Below are 18,404 nucleotides of genomic sequence, written 5' to 3'. Positions count from 1 at the left end.
TTGCAGAAGTTTATTTTGCAAGCTCAGCCTTACGGCGCAGAGCTTCCAAATAATAGTAATCGGCATAGTTGATAGGAACATCTATCTCTGAACATCCGGGATGATGACCTGTGGAATGGAGGAGCAGGAATCCCTGATTCTCGCCAATCTTTGACTCATAGCCATCATGCAGGCTTTGCAGAATCTTATCTGCCGCCTGACGATAGGATCGGCCTTCTTCCGCTGCCACATACTGTGCCAGCTCATAGAATGCGGAAGCAACAAGAGCCGCCGAAGATGCATCACGAGGCACAGCAGCAATGCTTTCCCCATTGCGCAGGGCAAGCGTGCGAGGCTCTTTCATGTCCCAATAGAAGATACCGTCGGCAGGAGTGTTCGGCAATGAAAGGATGAAACGTGCCACCTTGCGTGCATGGTCAAGATAGCGCTTGTCATGAGTGAAACGGTAGCACATGGTGTAGCCATAAACCGCCCATCCTTGGCCACGACTCCAGAAGGAATCATCACTGTAACCCTGATGTGTGCAATGGATGCGAGCCTTTCCTGTCTCCATATCGTAGTCCACGACATGGAACGATGAGCCGTCAGGACGGAAATGGTTCTTCAACGTAGTGTCGGCATGACGCACGGCTATCTTCCAATAAGTGGAATCACCTGTGAGCTGTGTTGTCTTGAACAGCATCTCAAGATTCATCATGTTGTCGATAATCACAGGATACTGCCACTTGTCACGGTTATGGTCCCATGAACGGATACATCCGATGTTGTCACGGAAACGTGTTATCAATGACTTTGACGCACGAATCATCACATCGCGATAGGACTGCTCACCGGTGAGCTCCCATGCCTTTCCAAAACTGTCGCCAATCATGAAGCCAAGGTCGTGAGTTCCGGTATGTAGCTTCGCATCCTCTATCGGCCATGTCCATGAGATAGCCTGTTCACGCCAATATTGGTCGTGAGTGTATTCATACATCTGCCACAATGAGCCGGCGAAGAATCCTGAACACCAGTCATAAGAGCCAACCATTGCCAAAGAACCATCCTTGCGGAGTGAACGCGGAGTGACACGGCGCTGTGCCGCATTCTTCGGGTCACGCTTTGCCTTGTCCGCACATGTAATGGCATAGCGCAACTGCTCGGCAGCAAATGCGTATGCTTCATCGGTCAGTGTCGGTTGCTCATAGACAAGGCGGAAGCGGTCGGCAGGACGGTCGATGCGCTCCTGCATATAGGCCGCCATATACTTTCCGTCAGGGTCTCCAAGATATTTTGCAGTCTTGTAAAGCTGCCGGCAGAATGATTGCCTTGCGCCTTCCATATCGCTGATTTGCTTGTAAGGCCACTCATCGGCAGGACGCACAAGATAGGATGTGAGGTAATCCACCGCCTTAAGCATGGAACGCCCGTCGGCAGATGCCTGCCCGGCCATGTCCAACCCTATCTTTTTGCCCATAAGAGCAAGGTCTACGAAGAAACCGATGTTATACTGTGAATAATGGAAAGCCAATGTGCGGCGCAACTCATGCGGCTGCCTTCCGTCCGGCTCAATCTGAGTGTAGATTCGCTTTTCCGGCACTGCTGACAGGATTTTCTGTGCCAAAGGCTTGTCACCGATGAACAAAGCATAGGCAGCCACCTGAGTGTCATACGCTACGGCATGGTTGTTGCCGTTCTTTGCCTCCTGCTTGCCAAGCGGACTTGTAAGCAGCCATTGTGTGAAGCGGGAGAACCACTTCTTCAGCTGCTGCCGGTCCTTCTTAGGAAAAGAGCGTGACTGCTGCAGCAACTGCACCGCATCAAGCATCTCCACAAAGGAATAAGAATCGATGACTCCGTAGCTGCGCCCACGGTCATTGTCCTGACCGCGAATCACCTGAGCATAGTTAAGGTTAGGGTTCATCATCGTGCGCTTGTCCAAGAACCATGTGTTCAGATAGCTCACAGCCTTCTGCGCATAACGCTCATCACCACTGAAATACCATGCCAATGAAAGCGTTGTCACAGCATTCGCCATACGGCCAAGAGGTTCACGGTCATACTTGTACAGTTCAGGATTGCTTCTGCCGTCACGTGTTATGTATGGCAGTCCGTCAGGCTTTGACGGGTCAGGCCATGAATAGCGGGCAATGCTCATGTAGTCATGCTTCGAACCGCTTGCCGGAGTGTACGGCTTGTCCATGACGGAAGGAGCTTCCGTGTCAAGCAGCTTGTCCGACTCGGCTATCAGCGCCTTGTATGCAGCGGCATAGAACGGAGTGTCCTTCTTCTGCCTCACATTGGCAAGATGCTCCATTTCCCAAACGGACTGGGCATTTGCCAACATTGTCGAGCATAGCGCAAAAATTATTATAAATTTCTTCTTCATATCAAGTTAGTTGTCTAAGTGTATAAACGGAAATGACTGACAAGTATTTTCTGCACTTGCCAGACATTTCACAATTTTACTTTATGTTAACAGTAGCCATGTAGTTTTGTGTGAATATGCGCACTTCGTACTGGTCATTGCGTGTCTGAACCGTAGACTCCACATCCTGGTTTGAGAGTTCCACGTCGGAAGCAGGGTCGAATGTCTGCACCACCACCTTGCCCTCTGCACCGTTAAGAGCCTTGATGTTCACATTCTTCACACCCTTCTTAGCCTGTGGCCATGTAAATAAATAAGCGCCGTTGGCACCAGGAGTCAGTGGGTTGCCGTTGTCGTCCACCACCTGATAGTCAGTGCCGAGCGTAAGGTTGCTCACCACCCAGTAGTAGGTCACGACATCATAAGAACGGATGTATTCGCACCAGAACTGCATAGGCAGCACAGCGGTAGCACCATGGGCAGCATCAACCTCGATACTGTTGCTCTTCTTGGTCTGGGTAACCCAATCCTCGAAGCCGAAGTAATAGACATTCTGCAAAGGAGCATCCTCATTGCTCCAGTCATCGTCGCTGCATGCTGTGAAGAATGCACAACAGAAAAGGAGCGATACCATATACATTAACTTTTTCATTATTCTGATTTTTGAATATTTGTTTGACTTTTGTTTCACGGTTAAATATCATATCTTGCAGAGCAGCTCTAAGAGGACATTTTCCCGAGTCGGCGACTTGACATTCCCGAGTCAGCGACTCGGAAAAATGCCTCTTTGAGCATGCACAAATACACTTAACTTTAACTCTATGAAACCTCTATTGTTTAACTAACTTTCTTTATTCGCGCCAGCCCGGATTCTGCACCACGTTGCCATCGGAATGTGAAATCTCGTACAGCGGTATAGGATAGAGATAATCCTTCGCAGGGTCGAAACGGCGGTTTGCTGCAAACTCAAGGATGTAGACATCCGGCTCATTGTAGACAGCGTCTGTTCCTGTGGTAAGGCGGTCAACCATTTCGTCACGGGTGCGTGTTGTCTCCTCTGCAATGAATTTCAGTCCAAGGATGTTTGTCGGCAACACTTTCTCAGCTATCTTCCAGCGGATGATGTCATCGTAGCGCAGGCACTCATCGACAAACTCCACAGCACGCTCACGGCGGATTTCCTCAAGCATGTCAAGTCCGTTGGCATTGGCAAAAGCGTTTGTGAGCATAGCAGGCATGCCGGCACGTTGGCGGATAGCGTTGACTGTCTTGTCAAGCTGATCGTCAGTTATTGAGCCGTTATACTCGTACAGAGCCTCAGCATAGGAGATAAGCACCTCTGCATAGCGGATTATCATCTTGTCGACAGTCTCTTTCTGCTGTGTCTCCCACTCACTCATCATGAAGCCTTTCTTGAGGTTATATGCCTCACCGAAGGCAAATGGCTTGTACTCACCCTTATAAGCATCTTCACCAAGTTTCCATACTGTCTTCTCAAGACGTGGGTCACGGTTTACAAAGATGTCATCATAAGATGTCTCAGGAGAAACCTTCAGAGGCGATTTCTCACGTGGCAGTCCGTCGACATACAGGAACTTGTCAATGGTCTGACGAGTGACGTGAGCAGTATTCTCCATCGTACGGCTGTTGTTGTGAGTTGTTGTTCCTGCACCATTAGGTCCGTATATCTTCACAAACACATTCTCCTTATTCTGACGGCCTTCACCATCGAAAGTGAAGAGCTTTGCGAAATCAGGATAGAGGTCGTGCTTCTTGTCTACATTAATCATCTGCTCGGCAGCATCGATTGCCACTTTGAGATGAGCCTTGTAGTCACCGCCCTCTGTATGGTGGTACTTCTTGTGAGTTCCTTCGTAAAGGCCTACGCGCACAAGCATCGCAAGAGCAGCAGAACGAGAGACATGTCCCCAAGAGTCCAGATGGTCTATGTCAGGAAGGTTCTTGGCAGCGAAGTCCAAGTCAGCGATGCACTGCTGGATTACTTCTTCGCGTGGTGTGCGCCCCATCTTCAGCACAGGGTCGCCGGTGTCGCTGACGGCCTTGAGGAGAAGAGGCACGTCGCCGTATTTCTTCACAAGCTCAAAATAGTGGAACGCACGGAAGAAGCGTGCCTCTGCGAAGTAGCGGTCACGGACAGATTCCGAAACATTTGCCTTGAGTCCCTTCTCCAAGATGTTGTTTGAGATGAAGATTCTCCAATATGGGTCAGTCCAATCACCTGAGGTGTTAGGCACTGTACGGCTGCCGTCGCTCGTGCCGTTTGCCGAGTTTCCCCTCAGTTCGTCAGAACGATAGTCATGGTTGAAGCCACCAAGGCTTCCTCCCAACTGCTGATAGAAACGGTTGCAGGCACCACGCAAGTCTCCTTCTGTATTCCAATAGTTGGCGTCAGACAGGGTTGTCTCCGGAGTCATGTCAAGGTCACAGCTTGAAAGTGTGAGACCGGCTGCACCGATAAGCAATGAATATATTATATGTTTCATTATTTTAATGTTTAGAGATTAGAATGAAAGATTTACACCAAATGCCCATGTGCGGAAGAATGGATAGGTGTTGCTTGAACTTGGTGTGTTGCCTACCTCAGGGTCAAACACCTTCAACATGTTGGAATGCTCCCAAATGTCCTGACCGGAAACATACACACGCAGACGGTCGATGCCCTTTGTCTTGAGTGGGATTGTGTAACCAAGCTGAAGATTCTTCAAACGAATGTAAGACGCATCCTGCACCCAACGGTCAGAAGGGTTGTAGTTGTAAGACTGTCCGCTGATGATTCGTGGCCAGTAAGCGTTAGGATTGTCCTCTGTCCAGTAATCACGGTGGATAGTCCAAGGCATGTTGTAAGTCTGTGCAAGTGGTGCAAGGTCGCCTGCATTGATGACAACATTGCGCTTGCCCACACCCTGGAACATGCAGCTGAAGTCGAAGCCGCGCCACTCAAGATTAAGTGTGATGCCATAGAAATAGCGTGCGTTGGTGTCGCCAAGGTAGACAAGGTCACCCGGATCGTCCGGTGTACCACCACCGGCTCCGATTGTGTGGTCAGGGTTGCCCTGTGCCACATACTTGATGTCACCACCGGAGACGCGTGCATCCTGGAACGACTGATAGCCCGGATGTGCCTCCTTGTAAGCAAGATACTCTTCGCGGCTGCTCCAATAGCCGTCAGTCCGGTAGCCCCAGATTGAGTTAAGCGGATAGCCCTCGAGGATGCCTACAGTACCTGCCCATATTGAGCTTGAGCCATCATAACGCACAACCTCATTCTGGCTGTCAGAAAGGTTAAATCCGATGCTGTACTTCAAGTCCTTGAACTTGTTGCTGTAGTTGACATCGATTTCCCAGCCCCATGTCTTCAACTCACCAACATTGGATTTTGGAACAGATATACCAACAATGTGTGGAAGCTCAAGGTTTGCGAGCATATTGTCATTCTTCTTCCAATAGTAATCGGCAGTGATACGGAGAGAGTTGTTGAAGAGCCCGAGGTCAATACCGATGTTTGTTGTAGAGATAATCTCCCATGTCTTAGAAGTAGAGGCCATATCACTTTGGTAGTAGTTTGCCTCGCCACCGTTATTGTTGCTGTTGATGAGAGCAATGTAATCGTAGAGACCAAGGATGGCACCGTTACCCAGCTGTCCCCAAGAGGCACGAAGCTTCAAATTGCTGATGACCGGAACATTGAACCATTTCTCCTCGGATACGCGCCATGCACCGGACACTGACGGGAATGTCTCCCAACGATTGCTTGGTGCAAGACGTGAACTGCCGTCACGACGGAAGTTTGCCTCGAAAAGATAGCGGTCGTCATAGTTATAGTTGACACGTCCGAAGTAAGACATCATCGCCCATGTCTCGATTTTGTCACTAATGTTGGTGTTAGTCAACACTGAGTTGTCATAATAGTTGAAAGAGAAGAAATCATTAGAATTGAGATTCTTCACCGTTCCGCTTATCTCATCCTTGCGATAACGCTCATAAGATGTACCCAACAATGCTGAAATGCTATGCTTGCCCAACTTGGTGTTGTATGTGAGCACAGCCTCCGCATTGTCGTGATAATCATCGTTTCTTGTTTTTGTAAGTTGGTTCGGATTAGCGTACTGGTTACGGATGGAATTGCCAAGACGGTTGTACCATACGAGGTTACGCTGATTCCTGTTCTGCTTCCAATAGCTTGCCTGACGGCTGGCACTGAGCTTAAGAGCAAGACCTTTCACGAAATAGTCCTTAATGTTAAGCTCGCCCTTTCCCATATAAGCAGTATAAATATTCTCTGTCACACCGCCATTCTTCATGATGTCAATGGCATTAATCTGCAAATCACCATTATAAGGATTCTCATTTATATCCTCTTCCGGCTGGAAGATAGGCTGGCGTCCGCGGACACGATACAGAGTGTTAAGGATATTCTTCGAGCCATAAGGTGTCTGTTTTGTGATCTGCTGGACATAGCTTGCCTGCACATTGAAAGAGATGTGGTCATTGACCTTGCTGTTCAACTTCATACGAAGGTTGTAGCGGTCGTTCTTGTCCGGACCATACTTAAGGAGTCCGTTCTTTGTGAAGAAATTGGCAGAGACAAGATAGTTGAGCTTGTCTGTTCCTCCGGACACTGACAATGAATGATTTTGCTGGGATGTGTGCTTCTTTGTTCCTTCAGCAACCCAGTTTGTTGCCTGGAAAAGATCCCAACGTCCATTGTTGTTAGGACGGTAGTTGAAGTTAGGGTTTGCTACCCAAGAACTCTGCTCCGGGCTCCACTCTATCTTTCCATTGTCATTGATACGTGAGATATTAAGAAACTCCTGCTCCTCCCATGCCGGCAGACGCTCAGGCATGTTTCCCGGAGTGTTGACAGCCAAATAGCCATTGTAAGAAACTTTCACCTTGCCGGAAGAGCCGTTCTTGGTTGTCACAAGAACAACACCGGAAGCGGCACGCGCACCATAGATGGCACAGGCTGACGCGTCCTTCAGCACTGAGACAGACTCAATGTCATTAGGGTTGACAAGAGCAAGGTCGCCTTCAACACCGTCGATAAGGACAAGTGTTGATGTACTGTTGGCAGAAGAGAAGCCACGGATGCGCAAACCGGAGGTCTCTGCGCCGGGCTCACCGCCACCGCGCAACACTGCCACACCCGGCATCTGACCCTGCATGGCTGAAAGAGCATCGGAAGCAGGCTTGGAGGCGATTTCATCACCACTGATCTGGCTTACAGCGCCGCTGAGGTTCACTTTCTTCTGTGTGCCATAACCGACAACCACCACATCGTCAAGATTGGTTGCCGACGAAGCCAGCTGAACCGCCATCTTTTCAGAAGCCTTCATTGTCTTGTTCTCATAACCTATATAAGAGAACACCAACATCGCGCCTCGTGTCACCTTGATTTTGAAATTACCGTCAAGGTCGGTTGTCACACCTGCGCTGCCGTCTGACGATTTGACCACCACGCCCAAAAGAGGTTCTTTGGTGTCAGCGTCAATTACCGTTCCCAACGCTTGGATAACGTCCTGGGCTAATGCCACCTGGACTTTACATGAAAGCAGAAAGCCTACCACAAGCAGGAAGACAGTTCTACATTTGCAGAAAGGTTGTTGCATAATTAATACTGTTGTTTTAGTTAATAAATAAAGTTGAATGATTTCCGAACGTAAAGCTAAGCGGCATCTCGGCACCAACATGCAAGCACGCCGGATTGTCATGCACTCGATTTGCATTAGCACATGCAAAAGTAGTACATATATCAACAAAAGTAAAAAAATGTAATACACTTACGCTTTCTCATTCGTACATTTTCATTACATCATCACTTTCTCATAAGCCAATAATCACATCTGTTTCCATATTATTCTTTTATTAAATGTTATATTTACAAAAAGACATCTTACTGAATATCAATACTATCTGAAAACACGAATCCACTCTGACACTTTACTTTGTTAATGAATGTTAGTTTTCTCATTTTCTCAAATTAATTTGTATAATTACATATTTTTTATTAATTTTGTATAGCAATAATAACTTAAAACCTGTTATGAAAAACCTATTCCTTACCTTGGCCGTCTTACTGGTAACACTGAAAGCCATGCCTCAAAAGGATGCAACATGGCAATATCCCATAATCAACTACCCTCACCATGCGTACAACTTCGCCGCACAGAACTGGATGATAGAGCAGCAAGACAACGGATGGATATATGTTGCCAACAGCAACGGAGTGGCAGAATATGACGGAGTGCGGTGGAACACATATTCCGTGAACGGCCATAAGGCGAGAGCCATACGCAAATCGCCTGACGGAAGATTGTACGTAGGTTCGATGTCCAACTTCGGATATTTCGAACCTGACGGAAAAGGAGGGATGCACTTCATCTCGTTGTACAAACGCATAATGGACAAGGTGCATGTCGGAGTGGTGCGCAACATCATGCTTGGAGACAAATGTGTCTATTTCCAAGATGACCGTAATATAATAATGTATAAGAACAACTCGCTGCATGTACTTGACACAAAATCTACCATAAATTCGTCAGTGGCTATCAACAACCGGCTGTTTGTAGCCACACATGACGGAATAATGGAACTGAAGGGCAATACTTTTGTCAGACTTCCGTCACAGGAGGCATTGAGCAACAAAAGGATTGTAAGCATGCTGGCATACAACGGGAAACTTGCCATAATCACTCGCTTTGACGGCATCTACACATGGAGCCGTCAGGAGGGGACGCATCATGTCTCGACATTGGCGGATGACTTCTTCAGGAAGGACGACATCTGCTGTGCCGCAATCAATGGAGAACAGTTAGCCATAGGCACACTTTTGGACGGAATAGCCCTTGTCAACATACGCACAGGGGAAACAAAAATCATATCTTCACACAACGGACTGCAGAACCAGACCGTGAGATGCCTGACATTTGACAGTGACGGAAACTTATGGGTGGGGTTCGACACCGGCATTGACTACATCGTGCTGTCGTCAGCAGAGCACTTGCTCTTGGGAAAGACATCGGCCATCGGAGCGGGATACGCCTCATGCGTTTTCGGAGGACGCCTGTATCTGGGCACTAACCGAGGTGTCTACCACACCGGACTGCCGGGCACTCTCCATGGCAGCGAAGTGAAGTTCCTGACCAACACTTACGGACAGGTGTGGCAGTTCACGCCACACAATGGCGAACTTTTCTGTGCCAATGAAAACGGAGTGATAGTCATCAATGCCGCCGGAAATGCAACAATACTGCACGGTTGCCGTGGCGTAAGGCAGATAGCTGCCTTGCCGGGAGTGAAGGATGCCATGATTGCAGGATGCTACGGCACTGACCGCGGATTGCACCTGATAGGGAAGGAAAACGCGAAATGGGTGGTAAAAGGCAAAGTAGGCAACTTTTCGGCATCGTGCAAGCAACTGCTTGCCGACCCTCACGATGAGCGGACATTGTGGTTTGCAAACAAAGGCGACGGACTGTTCCGCCTGAAGCTGTCTGCCGACGGCACAAAGGTTGTGAAGCAGAAGAAATACAACAAATGGCTGAAATCCGTATCCACCGACATGTCGCTCACTGTGGTCAATGACAAGGTGTGCATAGCAACACGTGACGGACTGTTCACCTACAACCATGCTGCCGACACAATAGCGAGAGACACAGAACTGGAAAAGCTGCTGCCGGCAACAAACAGGAAGTATTCCTACATCTTTGCCGACCATCTCTACAACCTGTGGTATTCGGACGGACATGCCTTGTTCCTGTCACGCTATGACATTCAGAACAACAAGAATGTGTCCCGAACCTGCGATGTTTACCTGAACAATGCCTTGACCGTGGACTTCGAGAATGTCACCGTATGGAACAATTATGCCATCCTTGCATCCGAGCATGGCTTCTCGCTACTGGACTTGTCCAATGCCAACGCCATGAAGAAGCATGTGTCGACCGTGGAGATCAGGCGGCTGTACATCACCTCACCCTCCGACTCGCTCCTCTACGGGCGCAGCTACAGAGAGGCGGAGGGCATGGGCGAAGTGGTGATTCCATACGCAAACAATTCGGTACGCATAGAATGGAGCGCGACAAACTTCTCCAAAGCGTTCCCGACACAATACTCCTACCGCCTTGACCATAATGGCAAGAAAGGGGAATGGAGCGGGCCTTACGAAAGCAATGTAAAGGAGTTCACCAACCTTCATGAAGGTGATTATGTGTTCCATGTCAAAGCGAAAACCATTGAAAGTGAGGATTATATAGAGACAAGTGTGCACTTCCGGGTGCTGCCGCCATGGTACCGCACATGGTGGAGCTACATGCTGTATCTTATCATGGCTGCCGCATGCGTCGCATACATCCTGCACCTGTTTCGCAGAAGCAAGCAGCGCATAGTGTCTGCGAAGAACAGGGAGCTGAATGAGCAAAAGGAGATATTCCAGGAAGAGGCGGAGAAAAAGGAACAGGAGATAAACACACTGCTTGAAGAGAACCTGCAGGCGGAGCTACGCCGCAAGTCGGAAGAGCTGGTGAACACGACACTGAACCTTGCGCGAAAGAATGAAATCCTCCTGGAGCTGAAAAAGGATGCGACAAACATCTACAAGGCAACCGGAGACGATGACCCGTCGGCAACAAAGCGTAAACTGCTGAAACTGATTGGTGACATCAACAACAACATCTCGCACGACAATGACCTTCAGGAGTTCCAGCGCACCTTCGACATCGTACACAACAGTTTCTTCGGCAAGCTGCGGGAGGCGTGCCCTACCCTCTCGAAGCGTGAGGAGCTGCTGTGCGCATACATACAGATGGACTTGCTGTCAAAGGAGATTGCCCCGCTGATGAACATTTCCGTGCGTGGAGTGGAAATCAGCCGTTACCGCATCCGCCGCAAACTGGGTTTGGAAGAGGGCGAAAACCTCTCCGAGTTCCTGCGGAAGTTCAGCCAGGCGTAAGCCATACTCGTGTATCTCAAAGGATTGTTGTCTCTCTAAGAATCCAAAGAAAGGAAAGAATCCGCTTAAATCCTCTGAGTCCGCATGCGAACAAACCATGCCGAGGCGAAGCCAATTCTTTTCTTTCTTTTAATTCTTAGAGCCATAACCTGTATAAGAAAACTCACACTATTTTTGCCCTCCATAATTTGCGTAGAATAAAAAACGAAAGGAAATTTCCTGAAAAACGCACGAATTTTCGTTTTTTGTATTATACTATAAATCAGCGAATTAGAAATCCAAACAACCTCAAACAAGCAAAAAAACACTGCAATTCGTTACCAAAAGCACCATGAAAGGTAACTAATTGCAGTGTTTTTCATAACCTTTTGCACCTTAAACAGATACCTTTCGCACTGAAAAAGGTTACCTTTCACTGTGCAGAAGGTCATAAATGCCGCCATCAAGTGTGTTTGTGCGCCTTGAAAAGGCTCGCTTTTCACATTATGATAAATAGCGCATTAGAAAACTCATGCACTTTTTCTGTTCTCACAACACTATGCCGGCAGATGAAAAGAGTCCGTCCCTCACTTTCAAAAAAGACACTCCGCTTTCTCCATTCAGCGCAGACTGACTTTCAAAGGATGCTTTATTTTCAGCGCATGCTCCTTTATAATGCGCTCCCACTCTGCCTGTGAACGGACGGTATTCTTGCTCCATCCCGAACCAAAGTAATACACATAAGGGATTCCGGGACTTACTGCCGACTTTACAACCACATGGCCTATGGCGTTGGCTGTCGTTGGAACAACAGGCATGAACTCACATTTCGATGCGTCGGGCACTATGGCTGCGATGTAAATATCGCCATTATCGACTTTGCGATCGTCAGCGTGATCGACAACAGCGACTGCCCCACAGTCAGGCAGAAGTGAGTATCCCTCCGGATTATCGGCATGAACCACCACACCGGAGATGACAGGTGTCGTCTCTTTCAGTCCGTTGAAAATCGATGAAACCTTATTGAAATGCGCGCCACGGTCAAGGGTTAGTGTCCTCGTCTCCTGCACATAGCTGCCATTTACCGTCATGCCGTCGATGACGAAACGCACGGCAAGCCTCAACGGACCGAAGTCAATGACCTCGAAAGTGCGGTAAGCCGTGGAATAAAGTATGGAATCGCCACACACAAGAGCACTTGAGCCTGCCCCAAGAGTCGGCCCTACGGTGTATCCGTCAAAGCCTTCCCCATGATCCTTATGGAACGTTATCCGCTTCGGCCCACGGCTAAGGTCGTACAAACGCTCGACAATCGGCAGAGTGTCCCGCTTGCACCAAATGTCATATCCATGCACCGTCCCTCCCTTGTCCTTGTAAGACGGGCCGTAAAGTCGGAAGCCTGCATGCTCATTCTCCCATGCGAAATCGTCCTGACAATCCTCGCGAAAAGTCCATGCAAGGAGAGTGTCCACGACAGATGGCTGCCCTTTGGCTATCCTGTAGACAGCTTTCTTGTGGGCATCGACAGAAACCGGAATGGCAATATTGCCGTTGGCGAGAATCTGGTAAGGGATTTCGCGGTTCTTGGAGTCCTTTATCACAAAGCCTTTCATGGCTTTCAAATGCGGTTTCTCTATCTCGACAACCTCATTCTTGCGGCTCAGACCGGAGTCATTGCTGACAACGACCGATGTGCCGGAGGTGCAAGAGGAGAGCAATGCTGCAAGCATGACAGGCAAGGAGAACGCTGATTTTAACCTTGACGTTATGCGTTTCTTTGTACCTTTTTCCATGTTTCCGACTGTTGTTGTCGGTTTGTATGTCTTGTTTTTCTTTTCCATAATAATCCTAAAACATTTCATTTTCAAACTATTTTTATTATTGCTGTCCGGCAAACATGCACAACACATTATCATTAATCTGTTTCTGTTGTGACAAGCCTCTATCATCACATACAGCAACAGAATTGCCTGTAGAGTGTGGCAAAGCCACAGCCCTGCATTGCTGCGATTTCTTTTCTCTCACTCATATTTCGCTGTAAAGTGTGGCTCTGCCACAACTTATGCGAAACATTTCCCATGAAAATGTGATTTCACAACAACTTGTGGAGTTTTACCGGACAGCAAACTATTTCAACCACTCTATCGCTTAAAAAGTCCGCAAGCACATTGTCAAATGCACTTACGGACATGGTGTTTAACTAACTAACATTATCTCAAAAGCTCAAGACTTTCTGTCTTCACATTACGGCTGTCCTGACCAATCATGATGTCGAACATGCCCGGTTCCAGGACGGTGTTGCCCTCTGAGTCATAGAAACAGAGCTTTGAAGCGTCAATGGTGAAATCGACTTTCTTGCTCTCCCCCGCCTTCAAGGTTATGCGCTCAAAGCCTTTCAGTTCCTTGACAGGACGGCTGATGCTTGCCACACGGTCACGGATGTAGAGCTGCACGACGTCCGTTGCCTCTCTGTTGCCGGTGTTTGTGACTGTCACCGAAGCTGTCACCTTACCGTCCATGCCCATCGCTTTGGCACTCAGTGTCACGCCACTGTAGTCAAACGTTGTGTATGTCAGACCGTAGCCGAACGGATAAAGCGGGTCATTGCGCACATCAAGGTAGTTGCTTTGGTACTTGTAGTAACGGTTTGCATTCTCACGGACAGGGCGTCCTGTGTTCAGGTGGTTATAGTAGAGTGGCACTTGTCCCACTGACTGCGGCATGGTCACTGTAAGATGGCCACACGGAGCTTTGTCGCCGAAGAGCACATCGCATACGGCATCGGCTGTCTCGCTTCCTCCGAACCATACGTTCATCAGTGCATCGACATTCTCACTCTCCCATGTCAGCACCGTTGCACGACCTGAGAAGTTCAGCAGTACGACAGGTTTGCCCAACTTGACAAGCTCCTTCAGCAGTTCCTGCTGCACGTCCGGCAGCACGATGTCGGCACGGCTGCTGCTCTCACCGGACATCTCCGCACTCTCACCCATGGCGCAAACGATTATGTCAGAACGCTTTGCAATCTCCAAAGCCTCAGCTTTCATCTTCGCATCATCACCACGTGGGATAGGTTTTCCGAACGCTCCGGCTTCCTGAATGGCAGGATCACGGGTCACGTTGCAACCCTGTGCATAGAGCAACTCTGCCTTTCCCTGCAGCGCACGCTCAAACCCTTCCTTCAAAGTGGAATACTTCTCAGGCACGGCAGCCACGACCCATGTTCCCGACATGTTCGCCTTTGTGTTTGCCAAAGGACCTATGAGTGCGATTTTGCCCACCTTCTTCAGTGGCAGGACATTGTTCTTGTTCTTCAGAAGTACAAAAGTCTCGGCGGCAAGGTCACGTGCTGCCTTGCGGTTCTCTGCTGTGAACATGTCCTTTGCACGACGCTTCGCATCGCAATATTTGTACGGATTCTTGAACAATCCTAACTTGTACTTCGCTTCAAGCACACGGCGGCATGCGTCGTCTATCTCCTTCATGCTGACCTTTCCTTCATTCACGGACTGTTCCAGAGTATTCAGGAATCCCATGGAGCACATGTCCATGTCCGTTCCTGCTTTCAGTGCCTGTGCCGAAGCGTCCTTGAGATTCTCGCTGACACCATGGTTGAGCATCTCGCCTATTGAGCCATAGTCGGTGACAACAAAGCCGTCGTAGTTCCATTGCTTGTGCAGCACATCGTTGATGAGCCAGCTGTTGGCTGTCGCAGGCACACCGTCGACAATGTTGAATGATGTCATGAACGAGCCCGCCCCTGCCTCTGCGGCAGCCTTGTAAGGTGGGAAATAGTGGTTGTACATACGCACACGGCTCATGTCCACAGTGTTATAGTCGCGTCCGGACTCCACCGCACCGTAAAGGGCGTAGTGCTTCACGCACGCCATTATGTTGTCCTGCTTTGAATAATCGCCCTGATAGCCGCGCACCATGGCCTGCCCTATCAGCGCACCCAGATACGGATCTTCACCGTTTCCCTCGGAGGAGCGTCCCCAACGTGCATCGACACAGATGTCCACCATTGGGCTGTAAGTCCAGCAAATACCGTCAGCCGAAGCTTCTTTCGCAGCGATATGCGCGGAATGCTCTATGGCTGCAAGATTCCAGCTGCATGACATGGCAAGCGGAATCGGGAAGATTGTCTCATAGCCGTGTATGACATCCATGCCAACAATGAGCGGAATGCCGAGACGGCTCCTCTTCACCGCAATCTCCTGCAGTGCCCTAATCTTGTCCGCACCTTTAAGGTTGAACACTCCGCCAATGTTTCCACCGGCGATTGCCCCACCCACTTTAGTGTCTTGTGCAGAACCTGTCGTGATGTCACCTGCCACCTGCAAGTTGAGCTGCCCTATTTTCTCACGCAGCGTCATCTTGGACATAAGCCCATCAATGAACTTCGTCATTTTAGCATCCTGCGCCGAAACAGACAGCGCAAAGAATGTCATTGCAAACAGAAATATTTTCTTCATAACAGTAATATATGTCATTGCAGAGGCGGAACAACTCCGCCTCTGCACACTTTACTTTAATTTAAACGCCACTTTGCTTGAAATATTGTCTGAAGAATTGCCGACAAGTGCTTCGAAATCACCGTCCTCAGCCTTCCAGGACTGTGTCGCCTCATCATAGAAGCTGAGTGCATCCTTGTTGATGGTGATGCTCACAGACTTTGTCTCTCCCGGCTGAAGGAACACCTTCTTGAAACCTTTCAGCTCCTTCAAAGGACGGTCGACAGAGGCTTTCTTGTCAGCAACGTACAGCTGAACGACTTCCGCTCCTGCCTTGTTTCCTGTGTTTGTGACATCCACACTGACAGTTATTTCACCGTCAGAAGCCATAACCGCATTGTTGACAGTTGCCTTTCCAAACTTGAAAGTGGTATAGCTCAGACCATGGCCGAACGCGAACAAAGGTTTGATTTTCTTCTTTTCTGTCCAGCGATAGCCTACGTAGATGCCCTCCTTGTACTCCTCGTCAATCACTTTCTCATTCTCACGCCATGTGCCGGGGTAAGTGTTCAGTGCATGAGCACCCACATCATTCAGCTTTGCATACCATGTGAACGGCAGTTTTCCTGAAGGATTGACATCGCCGGTGAGAACAGATGCGAGTCCGTTGCCTGCCTCCGAACCGAGGAACCAGCCCTGGAGGATTGCAGAAACCTTGTCCTTCCATGGCATGGCAACACAGTTTCCGGAGATGTTGACATAAACAACGTTCTTGTTCACAGCTGCCAATGCCTCAACAACCTTGTCCTGTCCGTAAGGCAAAGCGTACTCCTTGCGATCATGTCCCTCACAGTCCTGATAGTCGCTCTTGTTCAGTCCGCCGAAGAAAACGACATAGTCAGCGTCCTTTGCCTTAGCCACAGCCTCGGCAATGAGCTCTTCCGGAGAACGCTTGTCGTCAAGGTTCTGACCTGTTGTGACACCGTTATAATTGCCGGAAACATCACCGACATAGCCACGCGCATAGTCCACCTGCATCTTTCCTGCAAGCGCTTTCCGCAGTCCGTCAAGCGGAGAGACCTCACGCTGCACCTTCAATGAGGAGCTTCCTCCTCCCACAGTCATCATCTTCACGGCATTCTCGCCAACGACAAGTATGCGCTTTGCAGCAGGATTGATTGGCAATACATTGTTCTTGTTCTGCAAAAGGACAATACCCTCGGTAGCCACCTTGTTCGCTGTGGCATAGTGTTCCTCCGAACAGAGTGAGCCGCGGTTGTGGTGGGAGAAGTCCATCGTGGTGCGGAAATGCAGGCGCAAGACGCGGCGCACCTTCTCGTCAAGTTCCTTTGTGCCCACTTTTCCCTCGTTAATCAGCTTTCTGTAAGGGAGTGCAAGATAATAGTTGTCATAAGCATTGCTTGCTCCCATGGTCAGACCGTTTGTCCATGATCCGAACTCAAGGTCAAGTCCGTTGGTGATTGCCTCCATTGTGTTGTGTGTGCCACCCCAGTCAGAGATGACCGCACCGTCGAATTTCCAGTCGGTTTTCAGTATCTTGTTCAGCAAAATTGCATTATGGCAGTTATGCTGGTTCTTATACAAGTTGTATGCACCCATGATAGACCATGCCTTGCCCTGCTCCACCGCAGCCTTGAAAGCAGGCAGATAAATCTCATGAAGGGCACGGTCGCTGACGATGACATTCACCTGATGACGGTACTCCTCGTCATTGTTCAGCGCATAATGCTTCACACATGCCGCAACGCCTTGGCTCTGCAAGCCTTGGATGTATGGCACTACCATTTTGGATGCAAGATAAGGGTCTTCGCCCATATACTCGAAGTTGCGTCCGTTCAATGGTGTGCGGTAGATGTTCACACCGGGACCAAGCATAACATTCTTGTTGCGGTAGCGCGCTTCCTCACCAAGACTCTTGCCATAGATGAGTGACATTTCAGGATTCCATGTCGCTGCAAGACAGGTCAATGCAGGGAAAGCCACGCACGAGTCGTTGGTCTGTCCTGCCTGTTCCCATTCATCCCACAGCACATCAGGACGCACACCGTGCGGGCCGTCGTCAGTCCAAAGGTCAGGTATGCCCAAGCGTTTCACTCCCGGTGCCGAGAATTTGCTCTGCGCATGGATAATGGCAATCTTCTCATCAAGAGTCATACGCTTCAGCGCATCCTCCACACGTTCCTCCAAAGGCTTTGTCTCGTCAAGGTAGACTGGCGTATTCTGCGCCTGCATTGTCAGAGAAAAGGCAAGGAACAATATCGATAAATATTTCTTCTTCATATAAAAGTTATTTCAATAATTCATTATTTTCAATTCCATCTGTGTCCGGTAAATACACATAATACCTTACAATTCAATCAATTTATGATAAGCTCCATCTCCTAACATCATATCCTAATGTCGCTGTAAAGTGTGGCAGAGCCACAATCCTTATGGTATCCCCCTGATTCAGTAGTGGGGCTATAACAGGAATCCCTCACACCGTGTGGTAGAACCACACTCCTTTATTGTCATTATCAGTTGATGTAGCATAAATGAGTGTGGCGCTGCCACACAGCCAATGGAGCTTATGGCCAATCCGCAAGGCTAAAGCCTGCGGTTACCGTAAAGGCTGTGGCGCTGCCACACCTTC

The 18,404-nt window shown here is 49.0% G+C and carries 8 protein-coding genes; 1 reads left to right on the top strand and 7 read right to left on the bottom strand.

The features are described from left to right. Positions 1 to 10: 10 nt before the first annotated feature. The 4 genes from HPS57_RS05955 to HPS57_RS05940 all read right to left on the bottom strand — a co-directional run bounded on the left by HPS57_RS05955 (position 11) and on the right by HPS57_RS05940 (position 7,977). A complete protein-coding gene (locus tag HPS57_RS05955; protein WP_172181156.1) occupies positions 11 to 2,368 on the bottom strand; it encodes an alginate lyase family protein in 2,358 nt (785 codons plus the stop codon). Positions 2,369 to 2,444: 76 nt separating this feature from the next. Continuing rightward, positions 2,445 to 2,999 carry a hypothetical protein gene (locus tag HPS57_RS05950; RefSeq protein WP_172181154.1) on the bottom strand — a complete coding sequence of 185 codons (555 nt, stop codon included), beginning with the start codon at positions 2,997 to 2,999 and terminating at the stop codon, positions 2,445 to 2,447. 199 nt (positions 3,000 to 3,198) lie between these two features. Continuing rightward, a complete protein-coding gene (locus tag HPS57_RS05945) occupies positions 3,199 to 4,851 on the bottom strand; it encodes a RagB/SusD family nutrient uptake outer membrane protein (protein ID WP_172181152.1) in 1,653 nt (550 codons plus the stop codon). A gap of 18 nt (positions 4,852 to 4,869) precedes the next feature. Continuing rightward, positions 4,870 to 7,977 (bottom strand): SusC/RagA family TonB-linked outer membrane protein, encoded by a 3,108-nt coding sequence (locus HPS57_RS05940; protein ID WP_172181150.1) that lies wholly within the window; start codon positions 7,975 to 7,977, stop codon positions 4,870 to 4,872. Between the two features lie 434 nt (positions 7,978 to 8,411). On the opposite strand from HPS57_RS05940, the gene HPS57_RS05935 reads away from it, so the two are divergent. Continuing rightward, entirely contained in the window at positions 8,412 to 11,318 is a 2,907-nt protein-coding gene (locus tag HPS57_RS05935; protein ID WP_172181148.1) for a triple tyrosine motif-containing protein, read from the top strand. A gap of 599 nt (positions 11,319 to 11,917) precedes the next feature. Here HPS57_RS05935 and HPS57_RS05930 read toward each other — a convergent pair. The 3 genes from HPS57_RS05930 to HPS57_RS05920 all read right to left on the bottom strand — a co-directional run bounded on the left by HPS57_RS05930 (position 11,918) and on the right by HPS57_RS05920 (position 18,052). After that, the gene (locus HPS57_RS05930) at positions 11,918 to 13,138 is read right to left on the bottom strand and encodes a BT3233 family polysaccharide utilization protein (RefSeq protein ID WP_172181146.1); all 1,221 of its coding nucleotides are present in this window, start codon (positions 13,136 to 13,138) and stop codon (positions 11,918 to 11,920) included. 369 nt (positions 13,139 to 13,507) lie between these two features. Next, positions 13,508 to 15,772 carry a beta-glucosidase BglX gene (gene bglX / locus HPS57_RS05925; RefSeq protein WP_172181144.1) on the bottom strand — a complete coding sequence of 755 codons (2,265 nt, stop codon included), beginning with the start codon at positions 15,770 to 15,772 and terminating at the stop codon, positions 13,508 to 13,510. Between the two features lie 51 nt (positions 15,773 to 15,823). Continuing rightward, positions 15,824 to 18,052, bottom strand: coding sequence for a glycoside hydrolase family 3 C-terminal domain-containing protein (locus HPS57_RS05920; protein WP_172181142.1), 2,229 nt, complete (start codon positions 18,050 to 18,052; stop codon positions 15,824 to 15,826). Positions 18,053 to 18,404 lie beyond the last annotated feature (352 nt).

The organism is Palleniella intestinalis, from assembly GCF_013166595.1.
Lineage (GTDB): Bacteria > Bacteroidota > Bacteroidia > Bacteroidales > Bacteroidaceae > Prevotella > Prevotella intestinalis.
The sequence above is the reverse complement of the archived record's forward strand: the minus strand, read 5'-3'. Positions and strand labels throughout refer to the sequence as shown.